The sequence below is a fragment of the Streptomyces sp. NPDC001220 genome (assembly GCF_053597895.1).
This window is the reverse complement of sequence record NZ_JBSFJE010000009.1, coordinates 158,375-177,067: the sequence shown is the minus strand read 5'-3', so window position 1 is coordinate 177,067 and position 18,693 is coordinate 158,375. Positions and strand designations below refer to the sequence as shown.

The 18,693-nt window shown below is 66.8% G+C and carries 15 protein-coding genes; 12 read left to right on the top strand and 3 right to left on the bottom strand.

Features of this window, described 5'->3' with window-relative positions:
- Positions 1-53 precede the first annotated feature (53 nt).
- On the bottom strand, positions 54-1,088 hold the full coding sequence (locus ACWDGI_RS22580) for a zinc-binding dehydrogenase (protein ID WP_450761649.1): 1,035 nt from the start codon (positions 1,086-1,088) through the stop codon (positions 54-56).
- A gap of 214 nt (positions 1,089-1,302) precedes the next feature.
- Between ACWDGI_RS22580 and ACWDGI_RS22575 the strand changes: the two genes are divergently transcribed.
- On the top strand, positions 1,303-2,211 hold the full coding sequence (locus ACWDGI_RS22575; RefSeq protein ID WP_450761647.1) for a helix-turn-helix transcriptional regulator: 909 nt from the start codon (positions 1,303-1,305) through the stop codon (positions 2,209-2,211).
- A 251-nt stretch (positions 2,212-2,462) separates the two neighbouring features.
- Here ACWDGI_RS22575 and ACWDGI_RS22570 read toward each other — a convergent pair whose 3' ends face one another.
- Positions 2,463-4,382 (bottom strand): hypothetical protein, encoded by a 1,920-nt coding sequence (locus ACWDGI_RS22570; RefSeq protein WP_450761645.1) that lies wholly within the window; start codon positions 4,380-4,382, stop codon positions 2,463-2,465.
- 707 nt (positions 4,383-5,089) lie between these two features.
- On the opposite strand from ACWDGI_RS22570, the gene ACWDGI_RS22565 reads away from it, so the two are divergent.
- From ACWDGI_RS22565 to ACWDGI_RS22545, 5 genes are all read left to right on the top strand, one after another.
- A complete protein-coding gene (locus tag ACWDGI_RS22565; RefSeq protein ID WP_450761643.1) occupies positions 5,090-5,515 on the top strand; it encodes a hypothetical protein in 426 nt (141 codons plus the stop codon).
- Positions 5,512-8,070, top strand: coding sequence for a tetratricopeptide repeat protein (locus ACWDGI_RS22560; protein WP_450761641.1), 2,559 nt, complete (start codon positions 5,512-5,514; stop codon positions 8,068-8,070). Before ACWDGI_RS22565 ends, ACWDGI_RS22560 begins: the two co-directional genes overlap by 4 nt.
- Before the next feature lie 681 nt (positions 8,071-8,751).
- The gene (locus tag ACWDGI_RS22555) at positions 8,752-9,393 is read left to right on the top strand and encodes a hypothetical protein (protein ID WP_450761639.1); all 642 of its coding nucleotides are present in this window, start codon (positions 8,752-8,754) and stop codon (positions 9,391-9,393) included.
- 94 nt (positions 9,394-9,487) lie between these two features.
- A complete protein-coding gene (locus tag ACWDGI_RS22550; protein WP_450761637.1) occupies positions 9,488-12,574 on the top strand; it encodes a DEAD/DEAH box helicase in 3,087 nt (1,028 codons plus the stop codon).
- Between the two features lie 221 nt (positions 12,575-12,795).
- A complete protein-coding gene (locus ACWDGI_RS22545; RefSeq protein WP_450761635.1) occupies positions 12,796-13,584 on the top strand; it encodes an NUDIX domain-containing protein in 789 nt (262 codons plus the stop codon).
- Here the strand turns inward: ACWDGI_RS22545 and ACWDGI_RS22540 are convergent.
- Entirely contained in the window at positions 13,568-14,578 is a 1,011-nt protein-coding gene (locus ACWDGI_RS22540) for an XRE family transcriptional regulator (RefSeq protein ID WP_450761633.1), read from the bottom strand. The two genes, ACWDGI_RS22545 and ACWDGI_RS22540, sit on opposite strands and share 17 nt — an antisense overlap.
- Positions 14,579-15,822: 1,244 nt before the next feature.
- Between ACWDGI_RS22540 and ACWDGI_RS22535 the strand changes: the two genes are divergently transcribed.
- From ACWDGI_RS22535 to ACWDGI_RS22510, 6 genes are all read left to right on the top strand, one after another.
- Positions 15,823-15,990, top strand: coding sequence for a hypothetical protein (locus ACWDGI_RS22535; RefSeq protein ID WP_450761631.1), 168 nt, complete (start codon positions 15,823-15,825; stop codon positions 15,988-15,990).
- 49 nt (positions 15,991-16,039) lie between these two features.
- Positions 16,040-16,231, top strand: a complete 192-nt coding sequence (locus ACWDGI_RS22530) for a hypothetical protein (protein ID WP_450761629.1) — start codon at positions 16,040-16,042, stop codon at positions 16,229-16,231.
- Positions 16,232-16,388: 157 nt separating this feature from the next.
- Positions 16,389-16,682 carry a hypothetical protein gene (locus ACWDGI_RS22525; protein ID WP_450761627.1) on the top strand — a complete coding sequence of 98 codons (294 nt, stop codon included), beginning with the start codon at positions 16,389-16,391 and terminating at the stop codon, positions 16,680-16,682.
- Complete coding sequence (locus tag ACWDGI_RS22520; protein ID WP_450761993.1) at positions 16,679-17,047, top strand: RRQRL motif-containing zinc-binding protein; 369 nt, start codon at positions 16,679-16,681, stop codon at positions 17,045-17,047. Before ACWDGI_RS22525 ends, ACWDGI_RS22520 begins: the two co-directional genes overlap by 4 nt.
- A 16-nt stretch (positions 17,048-17,063) precedes the next feature.
- Positions 17,064-18,062: a hypothetical protein gene (locus ACWDGI_RS22515; RefSeq protein WP_450761625.1), complete on the top strand. Its 999-nt coding sequence runs from the start codon at positions 17,064-17,066 to the stop codon at positions 18,060-18,062.
- A 231-nt stretch (positions 18,063-18,293) separates the two neighbouring features.
- Entirely contained in the window at positions 18,294-18,608 is a 315-nt protein-coding gene (locus ACWDGI_RS22510) for a hypothetical protein (protein WP_450761623.1), read from the top strand.
- The last annotated feature ends 85 nt before the right edge of the window (positions 18,609-18,693 follow it).

The following is an 18,693-nucleotide window of genomic DNA, read 5'->3' as shown; positions in this document are numbered from 1 at the left end:
CTCGACGGCGTCCTTGCCGGGCCGAGTGGTGGTGTGGTGCGCAACCACCCTGGTCAGGGGCGGACGAGGACCTTGAGGGCCTCGCGGTCGTTCATCAGGCGGTAGCCCTCGGCGACGTCGTCCAGGGCCACGGTGCGGTCGAAGACGCGGCCGGGGCGGATGTCGCCGTTCAGGATGTGCGGCATGAGTTCCTCGATGTAGGCGCGGGAGGGGGCGACGCCGCCGGTGAGGGTGATGTTGCGCAGGAACTCGGGGAAGCCGAACGGCACTTCGGGATACTGCGGGGCGCCGACACGGCTGATGACGCCGCCGTCGCGGACCGCGCCCGTGGCCTGCACGAGGGCGTCCTTGAGGCCGACGCATTCCAGCACCCGGTCGGTGCCGGTGCCGCCGGTCAGCTCGCGCACGGCGGTGACGCCGTCCTGGCCGCGTCCGGCGACCACGTCGGTGGCGCCGAACTCGCGCCCGAGGTCGGTGCGCTTCGTGTGGCGGCCCATGAGGATGATCCGCTCGGCACCGAGCAGCTTCGCGGAGATGACCGCCGACAGGCCGACCGCGCCGTCGCCGATGACGGTGACGCTGTCGCCGGCCCTCACTCCGGCGGTGCGGGCGGCGTGATGGCCGGTGCACAGCACGTCGGAGAGGGTCAGCAGGTCGGGCAGCAGTTCGGAGTCCTCACCGACCGGGAGCCTGACCAGGGTGCCGTCGGCGAAGGGGATCCGGGCGGCCTCGCCCTGGCCGCCGTCGACACCGCCGACCCCCCAGGGGCCGCCGTGGACGCAGGAGGTCGTCAGGCCCCGGCGGCAGTTCTCACAGGTGCCGTCCGAGTAGGTGAACGGGACCACCACCAGGTCCCCGGACCTGAAGCCCTTCACCTCCGTGCCGGTCTCCTCGACCACACCGATGAACTCGTGGCCCATCTGGCGGGGCCTGTCGGTCAGCGGCTGGGACCTGTAGGGCCACAGGTCGCTGCCGCAGACGCAGCCGGCCACGATGCGGACGACCGCGTCGGTGGGCTGCTGGATCTCGGGGTCGGCGACGTCCTCGACGCGGACGTCGCCGGCCTGGAAAAGCAAGGTTGCGCGCATGGGGGGTGCCAGTCCTTCGGTGCTTTCGGGGGGATCAGCGGGGTAGGGGTGCGCGGCACCCGATCGGTGTCGTCGGTGACCTGCTCCCTGCCCACACCGTGCCCGGTGCGACGATCAGGCGGCAGGGCGAGCCGTTCCGGGGAGTGCGAAGGGGGGTGTGGCGCGGCCCCCCTGGCCCCCGGCAGGCGTGCTGCGCGCGGGCCACACTGGTGCCATGGCATCCGAACGTCAGCAGCAGAATGGCGGCGGTACGGAACTGGGGCGGTTCCTGCGAGCGCGGCGCACCCAGATCACCCCGGCCGAGGTCGGCTTCACCCCCGGGACCGGTGTGCGCCGCACCCCCGGGCTGCGCCGCGAGGAGGTCGCCGCGCTGGCCGGGGTGAGCATCGACTACTACACCAGGCTGGAACGCGGCCGGGAGACCCGCCCCAGCCTGGCCGTCGTCGAGGCCCTCGGACGCGCCCTCAAACTGGACGAGGACGAACAGCGCCACCTTCGCGACCTCGCCGTCCGCGCCGCCCACCACCCGCCGGTGCCCCCGGCCGCCCCCGGCCGCACCGTGAGCCCCAAGGTCAAGCTACTGCTGGAGAACCTGCGGCCGAGTCCGGCCTACGTCACCAGCCGCACCCTTGACCTGCTCGCCGCCAACCCGGGCGCGCTCGCGCTGTACGCCGGCGTCGAGCAGTGGCCCCCGCGGCAGCGCAACCTCGCCCGCTACCTCTTCCTCCACCCCCAGGCCCGGGACCTGTACACCGACTGGAGCACCCAGATCCGCGGCTGCGTCGCCCGTCTCCGCGCCCTGGCCGGCACCGACCCCGACGCTCCCGACCTGGCCGGCCTCATCGGCGAACTCCTCCTGAAGAGCCCCGACTTCGCCAAACTCTGGGACCGCTACGACGTCGCCCGCGCCGGCCACGCCCAGAAACCGAAGACCTTCCACCACCCGCAGGTCGGCGAGATCACCCTCGCCTTCCAGGGCATGCAACTCGAAGGCACCCCCGGCCACCGCCTGGGCATCTACGTCGCCGAACCCGGCACCCCCGACCACGACGCCGTGATCCTGCTCGACATGACCGCACCCCGCGCAGCCGCACATCCCGCCGCCGGACAGGCCCGCACCTAGCCACGGCGATCCCGGAGCCTGATCAAATCCGCTTGGCCCCCTGTCCGGCCCCTTCCGGCCCCCTGCCCGGCCCCCGGGCACGGCAGAGGCCGGCCGGGCCCCTCGGCCGGGCGTCGCCCTCCCAGTCCACCCGGATACGGACCGGATGGAGGCGCAGCGCCCGGTGGCGGGTGGCCGAGCGGCCGCACATGGCGAAGGGCGCCCCGGGGGTTCCCGGCGCGCCCTTCGCGGTGGTCGTCAGAGAAGGCTGGTCAGCGCACGTCCACGTAGTCGTGGTAACTCTCGGCGTCCACGTAGGAGCCGGACGCGAGGTAGACCCCGACCCAGGTGCCGTCCTGCTTCGCGGTGAAGCGGGCCGTGAAGCGGCCATGCGAGTCGGCCTTGACGGAGCCCAACTGCGTCCAGGACTTCTTGCCCTTGGCCTGGAAGAGGATGTAGACGCGCTGCTTGCCGAACGCCACCCACTTCGAGCCGCTGAGCCGCTGCAAGGTGCCCGTGGTGGTCACGGTGTGGCCCTTGCGCACCGGCTCGGGGCCGGCGTTGAAGCCGGCGATCCTGGTGGCGGTGCGGTTGAAGTGCACGGAGTTGGAGTAGCCGGACTGGTAGTCCGACGACCCCGCCGAGTACAGCCGCCAGTTGCCCTTCGGCACCGACACGTACGCGTCGAGGTTGAAGGTGCCGTCGGACTTCGCGGTGAACCAGCCGAGCGACTTCCAACCGGACTTGCCGTCGGCCGACTGCTGGAGGTACAGCTTCCGGTTCGGCGGCACCTTGCCGTTGCTGGCGCCCATGCTGCCCTGGATGTGCAGGTCGGAGTACTCGTCGAGCCAGCTCGAACAGAAGCAGATGTTCGTCCGGTTGATGACGTCGACCTTGAACCGCGCGTTCGAGTCGGTCAGATACGGGTCGGTCAGGTAGCTGTCCTGACTGGTCTCCACCGTGAACGTGGTGTCGTCGGACAGCAGGTACGGGTAGGTGAGCTTGAAGCGCCCGTCGGCACCGCTGGTCGCCTTGGCGTAGTAGTTCATCTCGAGCGCGACGCCCTTGGCCGGGTGCCAGGTGCCGTTGTACAGGTACTCCACGACACCGGACGAGGACGCCTTGGCACCGTACTTGATCTGCACGCTGGAGTGGTCCAGCCGAATCCGGCTCGGGCTGACCACGACCGGCAGGGTCTTGTCGTCGACCAGCACGTAGGTGTTCGTGCCGTCGGGGTTCGCGATCCAGAAGGAGAGCGAGACCGGCACGGACGTGATGTTGTCGCCGTTCAGTTGCGGAGCCACGTCGATCGCGTAGCTGCCGTCGGCGGCGGTGACGGCGCTGTAGGCGTACTCGGCCGTCACGCTCAGCGGCTTCCCGGCCAGCGGCGAGGTGTCGCCGGTGATCGGGTCGAAGAGCGAGATGCGGCCGCTGAGCGTGACGTGCGTGTGCTCCACGTCCAGCACGGCGGGGCTGATGCTGCGGTCGGCGAAGACCGGCTTCGGCTCGACGTCCACGGTGGTGGTGTCCGCCGCCGAGGTGCTGTCGCCATCGCTGTCCCGGGCGCTGACCGTCACGTCGTAGCTGCCGTACGAAGGCAGTTGCGACATGCGCGGCGAGCGCCAGACGCCGTCCTGCGGCGTGCCGGAGACGAGCGTGAAGCCGGTGACCGCGACGGTCACCGGGTCCGCGCCGTGCAGCTCGGTCAGCTCGGCGGACACCTCGGTGATCGCGGAGTCGGAGGAGACGGCGACCGTCAGGAAACCGGCGTCGGAAGAATCGGACCCGACGTCGCCGAAGACCGGGACGCCGGTACCGTCCGCAGGCGCACTGCTGCCGGGGTCGGGCGTCGGGCTGGCGGAGGGCGACTCGGACGGGCTCGGTGTGTCCGAAGGAGTCTCGGACGGGGCGCCGGTCGGGGTGTCCGAAGGCGTGTCGGACGGGGCACCGGTCGGGGTGTCCGAAGGAGTGTCGGACGGGGCACCGGTGGGTGTGTCCGAAGGCGTGTCGGACGGGGCACCGGTGGGTGTGTCCGCCGGCGTCGAATCGGGCGTCGGGTTCGTGGTCGCGGTGGCCGCCGGGTCCTGCCCGGGCGTGCCGCCGTCGGCCCCGTACGCCAGCGTGGGCGCGGCGAGGAGCGCGGCGCCCAGCGCGGCGGATACGGCCGCCGACACCAAAGAGCGTGTTCTCACTGCTGGATTCCCCCCACGGGAACGGCGCGGCTTCACTGCCCCGGTTGTGCGGAGGCCGACCGCGCTCTTTGTACGGTTGCTGTGAACATCACGCAACACGTCGAACTCTAGTGCTCACCTCCGACATGTGAGCAAGGGGGTTTGTGGAACCTGGGCGGTGGGGCGGAGCGTCCGGCACGCAGTCGGCACCCGCGCCGCCGACGCCGGACGCACCGAGGGCGCCAACACCCGAACCAAGATGATCAAGAGACAGACGCCCAGCCGACCCGGGTTCCCCCGCTCTCGGGCCACGGCACCCCCCGACCCGGAGGGGGCGGCACGGTGGCCGGATCGAATTCGATCGGCCTCCCGTTTGGCCCCCGAGCACGACAGAGGGCCTGGTGCAATGTTCACACCAGGCCCTCTGACCAGCGTCGGGGTGGCGGGATTTGAACCCACGACCTCTTCGTCCCGAATAACGTGCGGGAGTCTCGCTGACCTGGAACTTTGGGCGAATGTGCAGGTCAGAGGCTTGGTATGCCTCGGGTAGGGCGGGTGTAAGACAGCGTCGTTTTCTTGATCCACTCCCCGGTCACTCCCCAGAGTCTGCGCCCTGCTTGGGGGCACGGGCGGCGCACCTGCCTTCGCCTTTTCGATCTGGGCGACGCCGGTGCGATTGCGCCTATATGGTCGCCATGCCATGTGTGCTGGGAGGGGGCTGCCGGGTGATGGGTGTTGAGGTCGCGGTCGGGTACGTGTTCGCGTGGTTGGTGCGCAAGGCCGGCCGGGTGGCGGGACGGGTGGACGGCGAGGTGGACCGCGGACTGGACGCGGGGATGGAGCGGTTGCACGATCTGGTCAGCCGCAAGCTCGGTCAGGACCCGGCGCTGGAGCGAGCCAGGGAGGAAGCCGAGGCCGGGCAAGAAGGGCTCACGGACCGTACTCGGCGCAGGCTGACGGACTCCCTGGAGGACGCCGTCGAGCGGGACGGCCAGTTCGCGGCGGCGCTGGAACAGCTTGCCGAACAGTTGCAAGCCATGGACACCGCGGCGAATGCGGCGGCGGGGGACCACATCGACTTCCGGCACAGCACGTTTCACGGGCCGGTCCAGGGCAAGGGCACCCAGAACAACCACGGTGGCCCACCGAAGTGAGCGGCACCGAAGACCGCCCCGACAACGGCGACCGCGACCACATCGATTTCCGGGACAGCGAGAACCGCGGCCCGGTGCAGGGCAAGGGCACCCAGAACAACTACTTCGGCCTGTCCCGGGTTCCGGTCACGTTGCCGCATCAGGTCGGGGTGATCCCGTCCAAGGCGGGCTGCTTCCAGGACCGGGCCGAAGCTGCTCGCCTGCGTGCCACCCTGACTGGGGGAGGGACCACCGTAGTCGGCTCCGCCGGCGGGGTGCTGGCGGGTGGGGTGCTGGCCGGGATGGGCGGGGTCGGCAAGACCCAACTGGCCGCCGACTACGCCCGCTCCGCCTGGCGGGTGGGCGAGCTGGACGTGCTGGTGTGGATCACCGCCAGCAACGCCGCAGAGGCAGCATCCGGGTACGCGCGGGCCGGTATCGAGATCCTGGGCTCCGAACCTGAGCAGGCGGCTCAGGCATTCCTGGCCCGTCTGGAACCCGGTCCACAGGAACAACCGTGGCGGTGGCTGATCGTACTGGACGACGTCGGTGATCCCGCCGATTTGCGTGGGCTGTGGCCGCCCGCGAGCCCGTACGGCCGGACGCTGGTGACCACTCGCCGCAAGGACGCCGCGCTCACCAACGAGGGGCGTCGCCTGATCGAGGTCGGGCTGTTCACCGAGGACGAGTCCCTGGACTACCTCACCACTGCACTGGCCGCGCGCGGCCTCGCCGAACCCGCCGGGCAACTCGCTGCTCTGGCCAGTGAACTGGGGCATCTTCCGCTGGCGCTGTCCCAGGCCGCCGCCTATCTGATCGACACCGGCATTGACTGTGCCGGCTACCGGGCCCTGCTCGCCAACCGCGCCACAAAGCTTGCCGACGCCAGCCCTGACAGCCTGCCTGACGGACAGACCCACACCGCGGCCGCGGCCTGGGCGGTCTCGATCGAACGCGCCAACAGCCTCAAGCCCGTCGGGCTGGCCCAGCCGCTGCTCCAGCTTGCCGCGTTCCTCGACCCCAACGGCATCCCCGACAGCGTCCTCACCAGCTCACCCGCCCTTGCCCATCTCGCCACCGCCACAGGTCGCGACCAGGTCACCCCCGACCAGGTTCAGTTGGCGCTGAGGGCCTTGTACCGGCTCAGCCTGGTCGACTACACCCGCACCGATCCGCACCAGACGGTCCGTGTCCACCAGCTTATTCAGCGCGCCGTCCGCGACACCCTCACCCTCGACCAGTGCGACCAGATCGCCCACACCGCAGCCGACGCCCTGCTCGCGGCCTGGCCCACGATCGAGAGAGACACCGCGCTCGGCCAGGCCCTGCGCGCCAACACCACTGCCCTTACCACGCACGCCGAAAACGTGCTCCTTCAGCCTGAGGCACACACCGTGCTGTATCGCGCCGGCAGAAGTCTCGGGGAGCTGGGGCAGGTCACGGCTGCCGGGGACTACTTCCACCACCTCACCGGCATAACGACTTCCCGGCTCGGCCTCGACCACCCTGATATCCTCTTCGCCCGAAGCAACCTCGCCTACTGGCGGGGGGAGGCGGGGGATCCGGCCGGTGCCGCCACCGCGTGCGCCGAAGTGCTGGACGACTATCTGCGGGTCCTGGGCCCCGACCACCCTGACACCCTCACCGCCCGAAGCAACTTTGCCCGCTGGCGGGGGGAGGCGGGGGATCCGGCCGGTGCCGCCACCGCGTTCGCCGAAGTGCTGGACGACTATCTGCGGGTCCTGGGCCCCGACCACCTTGACACCCTCTCCGCCCGAAGCAACCTCGCCTACTGGCGGGGGGAGGCGGGGGATCCGGCCGGCGCCGCCACCGCGTACGCCGAACTGCTGGACGACTATCTGCGGGTCCTGGGCCCCGACCACCCTGACACCCTCACCGCCCGAAGCATCCTTGCCCGCTGGCGGGGGGAGGCGGGGGATCCGGCCGGTGCCGCCACCGCGTACGCCGAACTGCTGGACGACCGGCTGCGGGTCCTGGGCCCCGACCACCCCCACACCCTCTCCGCCCGAAGCAACCTCGCCTACTGGCGGGGGGAGGCGGGGGATCCGGCCGGCGCCGCCACCGCGTACGCCGAACTGCTGGACGACTATCTGCGGGTCCTGGGCCCCGACCACCCCCACACCCTCACCGCCCGAAGCAACCTCGCCTACTGGCGGGGGGAGGCGGGGGATCCGGCCGGTGCCGCCACCGCGTACGCCGAAGTGCTGGACGACTATCTGCGGGTCCTGGGCCCCGACCACCCTGACACCCTCTCCACCCGAAGCATCCTTGCCCGCTGGCGGGGGGAGGCGGGGGATCCGGCCGGCGCCGCCACCGCGTGCGCCGAACTGCTGGACGACTATCTGCGGGTCCTGGGCCCCGACCACCCCCACACCCTCTCCGCCCGAAGCATCCTCGCCTACTGGCGGGGGGAGGCGGGGGATCCGGCCGGTGCCGCCACCGCGTTCGCCGAAGTGCTGGACGACTATCTGCGGGTCCTGGGCCCCGACCACCCCCACACCCTCACCGTCCGAAGCAACCTCGCCCACTGGAAGAGGGAGGCTGAGGAAAGGTGAGAGGCCAAAGTAAGCGTCGACGGTTTCAATACTGTCCGTGGGTTGTTGCTGGTCGTGCCCGTGGCGCGGCTGTTCCGCGCCATCGCACCCCAACCGACACTTGGCGGGTTGTCTTGAGAGCGGCCAAAGCCTACGCATTACGAGTTGTCCGATCTTGATCCGGGTGCGTCCACGACCGTCCGTCCTGCGCGAGTCACACCTGGTCAGTCAAGCCCTCGGAGTACTACAGACGACGGTGGACGGCACTGAACTTCAGGCCGTTTGAGACCGCGACTGAGACCACGTGAGCCCATCGATCCGCTGGCAAGAACGGGGCTACGGGCCCGGCCGATCAACAGAGCCAGCAGCGTGGCAGCAATACGAGGTCCGTGACGCGACGCAGGACGAATGAAGCCACAGGGTCGCTGACGCCCTGTAGACATGGGGACATCGGACCGCGACAATCTTGATTTCTGGGGAGGAGTGCGCAGCCACGTTGGGAGCGTGGTCGCCACAGGGGGGAGCTGCGTTATGGCAGCAGGCCAGACGTCAGGGCCGGTTATCAGCGACGGGCAGCCGGCTTACACAGGCGCTGTCGGTGCTGTGTCCTGGTCCGGCGTGAGTTTGACTCCGACCGTCATGGAAGAACTGAAGGCAGGCCCATGGGCGGAACGTGTAGGTGACTTAGAGTCGAGCGCGGCCATGATCGAGGAGCTGCGCGCGCTCGCCACTACGGACATGGCCATCGAGACTGTGGGTGGACTTCTTGCGAGTGAAGTTGAACCGCTGCCGTGGGAGGTAGGCGAGGCCCTCGCAGAGGTTCTGTTGGAGCATTGGCACTCGGTCGTTTGGGTCTGGAACACCGTCAGAGATCGACGCACTAGACGCGCCAGCCTTCCAGGAGCAGACCTCGTTGGTCTCAGTGTCATAGACGGCGCAGCAACGCTGTTGTTTGGCGAGGTCAAGTCCTCTTCAGACGCTGCCGCACCCCCCGGAGTGGTGTACGGACGGTCTGGGCTGATCCATCAACTGGAACGGCTCACCGACAAGGACGCAGACCACTTCACGCTCATGAGGTGGCTTCGCTCTCGATGCTCCACACCCGAGCATGTGAGCCTCTACAAGGCTGCCGCCGCACGGTACGTGCATTCGCAGGGACGGGACATCCATCTCGTAGGGTGTCTCATTCGAGACACCAGCCCAAACGAGAGGGACGTAAGCGTGCGTGGTGCCGCCCTTGCTCGTACAGTCGTGGAGCCCATGAAGGCGCTGCTCACTGCCTGGTATCTGCCAGCAACCATGGCGAGCTGGCCGTCTCACGTAGGGCTTGAGAACAGTGCCTGACCTCTCCTGGCTTGACGGTTCACTCGACAGTAGCCTCGTCGAGAGGGTGAACGAACGGGCGCATCGGAACCTGATCACCTCTGCCCTGAAACCTGTGCTTGCAGAGGGTTTCACAGTGGAGCCAACGGCATCGGAAGCCGAAGAGGGCGAAGCCAAGTTCGCGGCGCAATCCCTAGATCTTTTGGCTTGGGACGCGCTTATGGCCGATCCCAAGAGCGACGAGGCAAGGAAACTCTGCGGTCAGGCCTTCTCTGTGGCTCGCGCACAGGTAGATACGAGTCCCTCTGAAGGATCTCGCCTCTTTCTTCTGCGTACGGCCTGTCTGGGCTGGCTCTCTGACGAAACTCCGTTGGCTGCTCGCCTCCTTGCCGAGATGCAGCTTCCTCTGCAGATTCCCTCCAGCGCCAACTGGGAAGAACGCATCGTAAATGGAGTGATTGATGTCTGGCTACTGCTGCTGCGGAAGCGAGGCTGGGCTGACCTCGACGCGCTGAGCAATGTAATTTCCTCGCTGCGTCGAGACCAAGAGCAGTTTGAAGGCTCGTTTCTCGCAGCCGAGGGGCAAGACTCAAGACCTGCAGCCTGGGAATTGGTCTGCTATTACCATGCAATCAGGGCCGGCGAAATTGTCGCGGAGTTCCTAGAGACGGGCTCCGTACTTACGGAGGTGCGGGGAGAGCGCAGGTTCGACGTTCGCGAGCGCGTCGAAACCCACTTCGATCGATCACTAGACGCGGCAATAAAATCGGGGAACGTCGACCTCGAAGAGCTGGTCCGTCTACTTGCCGTGACAGCCGGGCAAATCATCGACAATAGCCTCTGGACGGTCTCGCGGGCAGTGAGTCCAGAAATTACAGCCTTCGTCGATTCGCTGGTCTCAAGGGGCGCAGATAGACCTCTATTCGAAGCCCTGCCTCCCCAGCGAGCCGCCCTCGCGGAACAGGGTTTGATTCGATCAGCATTCCGATCGGTCGTAGTTAGTCTTCCGACAAGTGCGGGGAAGACACTGATCGCCCAATTCCGCATCCTTCAAGCGTTGAGCACATATCGCCAACAAGGCGGCTGGGTCGCTTACGTTGCACCAAACCGGGCATTGGTCAATCAGATCACTCGTCGACTCCGTAGAGACCTAGGACCTCTAAACATAAATGTGGAGCGGGTAAGCCCTGCGCTTGAGATCGACGGCCTTGAGGGCGAGATGCTCAAAAACCGCACCGAGTCGGCATTCGATGTCCTAGTTTCTACACCAGAAAAGCTAGACCTGCTTCTTCGGTCCGGCTGGCAAGAGGACATCTCTCGGCCGCTATGCTTGACTGTCGTTGATGAGGCTCACAACATTTCGGATCCCACTAGGGGAATCAAACTAGAACTACTGTTGGCCGGCATCAACCGCGAGGCCCGCGATGCCGCATTCCTACTCCTTACGCCGTTCATCAATAATGGCGATACCGTAGCAAAATGGCTGGATAGCACTAGTCAACAGTCCATCAAGATGTCTCTGGACTGGACTCCGAACGACAGATTGATCGCCCTGGCCTGCCATCAAGCAGGATCAAGAGGAAACTACAGCATCAATCTACGAACATTGATTACTTCGAAGAACACCTTGAGTATAAATTCCGCCCTGCCCATTGGAGGGAATCGTCCGCTCGGTTTCTCCAGCTCCGCAGCGAAGTCGCAGGGTAGATTGGCAGCTGCCACGGCCAGCGTGCTAGCAGCTCGCGGGCAGACGATTACGCTGGCACAGAGGCCCGACTACGCGTGGACCATCGCACAGCAGATTGGTAGCGGACGGGAAGAGGTTGAAGGCATAAGCGCGAGCCTTCGCTCTGTAATTGCTGTAGTTGCAGAAGAATTCGGATCAGAATTCCCCTTGGTCGACCTGCTGAAGCGGGGCATCGGGGTGCATCACCGCGGACTGCCGGATGATATTCGGACGCTCACCGAATATTTGATGGAGGCCGGAGATCTAGGCCACCTTGTCTCTACCACCACGATTGCGCAAGGCGTTAACTTCCCCGTGGCTAATGTGGTCCTCGCTTCGCATCAGTTTCCGTACGGTCAAGACATGCCGGCACCTGATTTTTGGAATCTCGCTGGCCGGGCAGGGCGCGTCGAGCAGGGGCAAGTAGGGGTTGTGGCTCTGGCCGCAGCAGACAACGAGAAAGCTCAGAAGCTGCGCACTTTCATTGACCGGAAGGTCGCGGATCTAAACAGCACATTGATCGAGATGGTGCGGGAAGCAATTCTGCAGTATGGAACGCTGAACCTTCACCAGCTTTCCTACCAACCCACCTGGTCTTCCTTCGTTCAATTCCTTGCACATACCTATCGGCAGATTGGCGACCATGGCGAGTTTGCCAGCGAAGTTGAACAGATTTTGCGCGGCACTCTCGGTTTCCAAGATCTGCGTGCGCAATCTCCAGCTTGGGCTGCAGAACTAACTCGCAGTGTACGCAATTACGCAGAGAGGATTACCGGAAAGCCACTCAGCTTGGTGGACAGCACGGGTTTCTCTTGGGAAAGCGTGTCCAGTGCACTGAGTCGCCTCAGTAACTCTCAAATTGACGCAGCGGTATGGGAAGAATCCTTGTACGAGGGAAGCGCTCGCCCACTATCTAAACTTGTGGGGGTAATGCTTGAAGTCCCCGAACTCAGGGAAAACCTTCTCCCCATTATTACTGATTACGAATCTCGTTCCGGAGATTTCATCGCGCGCGTGATCCGCGATTGGGTCAACGGAGCATCAATCCCAACTCTGGCCTCGACCTACTTCAAACGTGATGGAGATAGTAACCTTGCGGCCGTCACGAAGTGCTGCCAACGCCTATTTGGCCAGATGGCGCCAACGGTCGCTTGGGGGCTATCAGCTCTACAATCGATGACTATCGGCGATAGCTTCAACAATCTAACTGAAGACCGGCAGCGCGAGCTACGCAACGTGCCCTCGTATGCGTTTTATGGAGTTGCCAATGAGCAAGAAATCTCAATGAGACTTCTTGGAGTTCCAAGATCCGCTGCTCCTAAAATGGCATCAGCAGTCTTCGGTGAGCGGCAAGCTTCTCTCGGCGAGGCTCGCCGACGCCTAGGAGCTACGAATGAGAATTCGTGGCGTGCTGCCCTGGGGGCAAGCGGAGGAGCCTACTACCACGTATGGAAAATCTTGGATGGCGTTAATTGATTAGGCGCTAAGTATTTCGAACGCTCGCGAAGGGGTACCAAACAGGTGGAGCGAGCACCCGGCGCGTTGGGAACTGATGGGCCAGAGTCGGCGCGCGAGAGCGAACGACCGTGACGCGATGGCCGTCACCGGGACTTCGCGGACAAACCAGGCCGGGAGGAACGGTGGCGGTGGGCCGCTACGCTGGTACGCACCACGTGAGAACGGAGAGAACTCCGCGGATGGGACCGAAGACGACCAAGGTCTACGAGACGCTTCGGGCGCGTCTCGTCGCAGGCGAGTACGCCCCCGGCGACAAATTCCCCTCGGAACGTGCGTTGGTCGAGGAACTCGGCATTGGTAGGACTGCGCTCCGGCAGGTGCTCGCTCGCCTCGTTACCGAAGGCTCGTTGGAGGTTCGGGGGCGCAGCTCGTACCGCGTGCCCGGGGGAGTCAGCGTGAAGCCCCCTGAAGGGCTAGAGCCGTGGCGCATCCACGGCGAGCGCGATCTCTACGACAATCAATGGGTCAAACTCCAGCTCTGGGACGTGGAGCCCCCCGGCGTGGAGCGGTTCGAGCATCACGTAGTGAAACTGCACCACGTCGCCGTCACGGCGGTGCTGGATAACCAAGACCGCGTGCTCATGATGTGGCGGTACCGCTTCGTGCCACAGAAGTTCGGTTGGGAGCTCCCTGGCGGCATCGTGGACGAAGGCGAGGACCCTGCAGACACGGCTGTCCGTGAAGTCGAGGAAGAGACGGGATGGCGGCCAAAGTCACTGGAACACGTCGTCACCTATCAGCCCATGGTCGGCATGGTCGACTCGCCTCACGAGATCTTCGTAGGTCACGGTGCTGAACAGGTCGGCTCACCGACGGATCTCGAAGAGGCCGGACACATCGAGTGGGTTCCATTGGCCGACGTACCGGGGCTCATGGCTCGCGGTGAGCTTATGGGTTCCGGCACCCTCGTAGCGCTGCTGCACATCCTCGCAAGTCGCGGCAGGCAGGGCGTCACAGTCGCGCACTGAGCAGGTCGACACGACGGCGCTGCCGCACCGAACCAGTGCGGCTCGCCAACAGCCGCGCCTTCCTCATGTGAGAGTTCGCGTCGTCGTATTCCGCTCGCGTGAGGTGAGCTTGGGCGAGATCGGTATGAAGTCCCGCCTGTGCCCGCACGAACGTAGGGTCAACGGTTTTGAGTGCGTCGTAGAGACTGGTCACCGCGTCGTCGTCACCCAGTAGGGCAAGGACGTTGCCCTGCCATCGAGTCAAGTGGGCCTCGTTGAGGAAAATGCTCAACATATCCGGGTCTCGATCCTCGGTACCTGGCGGGATGCTCGCCATGGCTGCTTCGAGCGCACGTCGGCTGTCGTCCGCCATTCCCGGGACGTGGGCGCACAGCTCTGCTTCAGCGGCGTACAGCCATGCCCGAAGACGGGGGGACCCGTCCTGGCCAAGACTGCGTTGCGCGTCACGGACCAGGTCGACGCCGAGCGCCGGTCGGCCGGCCTCGCAGAGCACGTACGCCTGTTCTGCCATGGCGTGAGCCAGGTACATCGGGGCCTCAGCGTCGCGTGCTGCCCGCTTGGCCAATTCGTAGTGTCGCCAGGCACGTTCAACGGCACCCGAGTCGATCGCTTGCCACGCGGCCAGGGTTGACGCTCCGGCCAAAGCGAGGGCCACGGGCCGACGCGTAATTGGCAGCACTGCGAAGTTCAGCGCGTCTTCGAGGCGAGCAAGGTGGCCCGTCATCTGGTCAACAAGGCCGGACGCGCCCAACTCACGATCCATGGTGCGCAGTAGTTCGGTCTGGTCGTTGAACGCCTTCACCATGGACGTACCGACGCTGCTGGCGGAGTCGATCCTGACCAGCAGTTCGTCGTATCCGTCAGCCACGGGCACCGCTGCTGCGGGCGCACCACCTCTCAACTCCGCGTCCGTGACCCCGAGGAGTTGGCGCAGGATCGCCGCGTAGCGGTCCGAGACACTGCGCTTCCCGTTCTCCCACTCGGAGACGTACACCCGCAAACTCGCGCTTGAGGCAACGTCGGTGACGTGCCGTCGAGCGTATTGCTCGATCTCGCGAACCAGTCGCTCCTGAGACCAACCTCGCGCCGTTCGCGCACTTCTTAGTCCTGTGCTCACAGACCACCGTCCGGCGATACGTCCACCCACTGACCGTCCCAGGATGCCTCACATCACCGCAGGTCAACAGGGGTTAACAAGACGAGAGTTAAGCCCTGTTGGCTACCGACTCCCCCACCTCAAACGGTCTCCTTGAGATGCGCCGCGACAGGCAACTGCACTTCCGGAGCAGCGAGAGCCCTTGACTCTGGTGCGCACCAGATGCAATCTACTGGTGCGCACCAGATGAACGAGCCTTCAGCGGCCGTGGTGTGTGCAAGACGCAATCCGATCTTTGAGAACTGAATAGTGATCGTGCGGGGCTGACGCGAGTCGGCGGTCTCGGTAGGTGCCTAGGGCGAGGGTCCGGGGGCAAACCGCCGTGACGGACATCGGCTCTCCCTACGCGCCTGGCCGGCGCCACCCGATCCCGGGTGTGGGGAAGTACAGCGGGGCCTCAACGCACGTGGCGGCAAGAGTGAGACCGCCCCCGCGACGACCGGGTGATGTCGTCGGCGGCACGCCAACCTGCACCAGACCCATTCGTGCAAGCCGCCTGCTGGCGTCAGAGCAGTGACGATGACGCACCCGAATTTCCCGGCTCGGGGCCGGCGATCCGTGGCAACGGAGCGCCGGTGAAGCCGTGTCCCTGCTACCTGCGGGAGGTCGGCGTGGGCCGACGACATACCTAGGCGCCGCCGTGTGGACCGGCCGGCGGCGCCTGAACGACTTGCCGGTCCGTCTCTTCCTGGCATCGCAGCGGCTTCCGTTGCGGCCGGTTGCCTCTCCTCGCCCGTCCGGCTCGCACTTGGGTGCGCCGGTTCTACGGGCGGGGCGGGGGGAGCCGGACAGTCCGGCCCGAAGCGGTCCCCCGGGGTGCGACCCGAGGGACCGCGTACAGGCGCCTGGTTGGAGGCAACCTGTGATCACCAGTCTGACAGACGCGGAGCGGGACGAACTGTCCCGGAAGAACGCGGACGCGAACAAGCAGAGCCAGGACAACGCCCGTACTCGGGGCGGCCGTTGATGGCCGACTCCGAGCACGAGAAGACGAAGGACCCGCTGCCGCCGCGTCCGCGTGGCCCGCACCCCTACCCGGCCGCTCGCACGGCCGGATGCCCCGTGTACGTGGGGGTGTGCTGATGGCGACTGATCCGGCGGCCTGGCACTTGGAGGCGAGCGCGGACGCGTGGGCGTCCGACCTCGGCCGGCAGGACCCGGCGCCGGCCGCGGCTGAGCGGGCCTGGCAGCAGCAGGAGATCCGCACCGCCTATGAGGACGCGGCGCATCTGACCGAACAGCCCCGCTAGCGCCGTAGTGCTGCTGTACGGCTCGAATCCACAAGGATCCGGAGGAACCATGTCCAAGGAACAGGCCGCTGCTCGCGCCGTCGACGCCGGGACGGTCGCCGCGCAGGCGGTGAACAACTGGGGTATCGGCAGCTCGCAGGCCCTCGGCGCACTTCAGGCCGCCAACGACGCGATGCAGGATGCGCAGGAGCAGGGCTGCACCAAGTCCGACTTCGACGCCGAACAGGCCCGCCGTCACTGAGTTCAACCGGCCCCGATGGTCGCAGGCCGGGTTCGACTCCCGGCCGGGGCACTGTGGCCCGCCGCGCTCGCGGCGCCGGCCGCCTACGCCGGATCGATCGCCGTCGGCTTCGCCGCGGTCTCCGGCCCTCTTCCTTTCCTTCGAGCTGGGAGCTCCCATGCATGCTTTCGTGTCCGGCCACCGGGCCGACAGCCCACAGGATTTCCTCGAACTCGCCCTCGGCACCCCCGTCGAACTCTGGCTCGGAGTCGAGGGCGAGAGCGAGTTGGAGCGTGCGGCCCGTCTGGACGCGGCCCGCGACATCCTGACCGACCCCGACTACGGCAGCACGCCGGACGACTTGATCCGGTTGGCCGCGCAGGTGGTCGACGCTCACCCGGAACTGTTCAACGTGGTCCCGCTGCCCCGTCCGGCCCGCCGTCGTCCGGCGCGTCAGGGGACTGCGGCCTGATGGCCGCGTGGGGCAAGTGCTTCGACCCGAACGGCGCCCGGCACGGGATCCCCACCTACCCCTGGCGCTACGCCCCGGACGGACTGGCCACCCGCCGGCAGTTACGGGCCCGCGGGCTGCGCCCCGGCGGGCAGCCGGTCGCCGGGCAGATCCTGCGCCCGCGCTACCGGCGCGGTCCGCTGGTCGCCTACCTGTACCGGCTCGACAAGGCGCTGCCGGTCCGGCCGATGACGCCGGCCAAGCGGCGGGCGCTGGAGTGCGCGATGCGCGCCCGCCGGACCTGCCCGCAGTGCCGCACCGACGCCGGATACGTCATCCCCCGATCCCTCGGCGTCTGCGTCCCCTGCGCCTACCCCGACCAGTAGAAACGGAGAGAAGAACATGGAAGCCAAGCACGTGGTGCGGAAGGCAGCTCACTGGAGCCTGCCGGTCGCCCTGACCGGCATGTCCCTCGGGTGGACCGTCTACGCCGTGGGGGAGATCCTCTCCCGACAGGCGCCGCCCGCGCTCGCCATGACCGTGGCCGGAATCTACGACGCGGTATGGCTGTACGCGCTGGCCATGGAGACCGCGCACCGCCGCCAGGGCTCCAAGGGCACCCTGCCCGCCGTCCTCGGCTGGGTGTTCCTGGTGACCTCGGTCGGGGTGCTGTTCACCCACGGCCTGATGTACGCCACCCCCGCCATCGCCGTCATCGGCGCCGTCGTCCCAGCCGCCGCGAAAGCCACGCTCATCATGGCGGTGGAACGGGAGTCCACCCGGATCTCTTCGGGAGCGCAGCAGCAGATCGACGCGGTGCGCAGCGCCACACGCGATCAGGTGGCCATCGGCCGAGCCGTCACCCGCGCCAAGGCCGACCGACACAAGACCGCCGCCGTGCTGGAGCGCGAGGAGCGCAAGGCCCGCGGCCAGGCCCAGAAGGTCCGCCACGAAGCAGCCGCGGAACTGACCAAGCTCACCACCGAACACCCCGTCGACGGCGACCCGCAGGAGATTCCCGCGCTGTTCTCGGACGACGATTTGGCCCGTGTGCTGGGGCAGTGGACACAGGACAGTGTGTCCCCCGTGTCCCCGCAGGTCGCCCCCGTGTCCCCGGCCGGTGAACTCACCGCTCCGCAGGATGCGGGACACACCCCGCCCGACCTGACCGGGCTCGCCGAAGTCGCGGCCGTGGCCGGCGTCGCAACGCCGGAGCCGGGTGAGCCGCTGAGCGAGGAACAGCTCACGGTCGTGCTGCGGTGGTTGCGGCATTCCGACAATCCGCCGCTGTCCTACCGCAAGGCCCTGACCGCCTACCGCGCGGCCGGGTTCTCCGCGAAGGAAGAGCGGGTGCGCAAGGCGTACGCCGCACTGATCGACGCGGAAGACGCACAGTCCTAACCGAGCGTCCGGCACACATCAATGAAGGCCAGCCCAGGACTAGTGGGCTGGCCTTCGTTGCGACTGCCGGAGCAGTCGACCGCACCAGTGAAGCAGACCCGGCAAGCCCCCGGCGAGCGGCACCCTCGCAGACCCACACGGCAGACCCGACGAGCTGACCACACCCCCACGGGCCCCGCCGTAACCGCGGGGCCACCTTCAACCCTGTTGACCTGGAAGGGAACTTCCCTGGTGAACCGTCAACCCACGTCCCGTCGCCGCACCGTCCTGCTGGTCGTCGGCGCCGCCAGCGCGGTGCTGGCCGCAGCCATCGGCGTACGGCTGGCCGCTTACGGTGTGCCGCTCGCCCTGCTCGCGGCCTGCTGCCTGTCCTGTCTGGCCACCTTCTCCAGCCTGTTCTTCCGGCTGATCGACGCGTGGTCGATCACGACTCACCGCTGCACGCGGCCCGGCTGTGACTTCCGGGTGAGCCTGACCCGCGCGGACAGCGCGGAGAACAGGCGTTGGCAGGAGATCGCTGCCCAGCACCCGCACCGCAGCCTCTGAACAGCGCATTCCCGCCTGATTCGGCAGGCCCGGCCAATCGCCTCCTACAGCCTCGGCCGGGCCCTACTCCCCTTAAGGAGTGCTC

Coding starts and splice junctions, on each gene's coding strand:
- ACWDGI_RS22580 (WP_450761649.1), bottom strand. CDS start 1,088: ATGCGCGCAACCTTGCTTTTCCAGGCCGGCGACGTCCGCGTCGAGGAC.
- ACWDGI_RS22575 (WP_450761647.1), top strand. CDS start 1,303: ATGGCATCCGAACGTCAGCAGCAGAATGGCGGCGGTACGGAACTGGGG.
- ACWDGI_RS22565 (WP_450761643.1), top strand. CDS start 5,090: ATGGGTGTTGAGGTCGCGGTCGGGTACGTGTTCGCGTGGTTGGTGCGC.
- ACWDGI_RS22555 (WP_450761639.1), top strand. CDS start 8,752: ATGATCGAGGAGCTGCGCGCGCTCGCCACTACGGACATGGCCATCGAG.
- ACWDGI_RS22545 (WP_450761635.1), top strand. CDS start 12,796: ATGGGACCGAAGACGACCAAGGTCTACGAGACGCTTCGGGCGCGTCTC.
- ACWDGI_RS22535 (WP_450761631.1), top strand. CDS start 15,823: ATGGCGACTGATCCGGCGGCCTGGCACTTGGAGGCGAGCGCGGACGCG.
- ACWDGI_RS22530 (WP_450761629.1), top strand. CDS start 16,040: ATGTCCAAGGAACAGGCCGCTGCTCGCGCCGTCGACGCCGGGACGGTC.
- ACWDGI_RS22525 (WP_450761627.1), top strand. CDS start 16,389: ATGCATGCTTTCGTGTCCGGCCACCGGGCCGACAGCCCACAGGATTTC.
- ACWDGI_RS22515 (WP_450761625.1), top strand. CDS start 17,064: ATGGAAGCCAAGCACGTGGTGCGGAAGGCAGCTCACTGGAGCCTGCCG.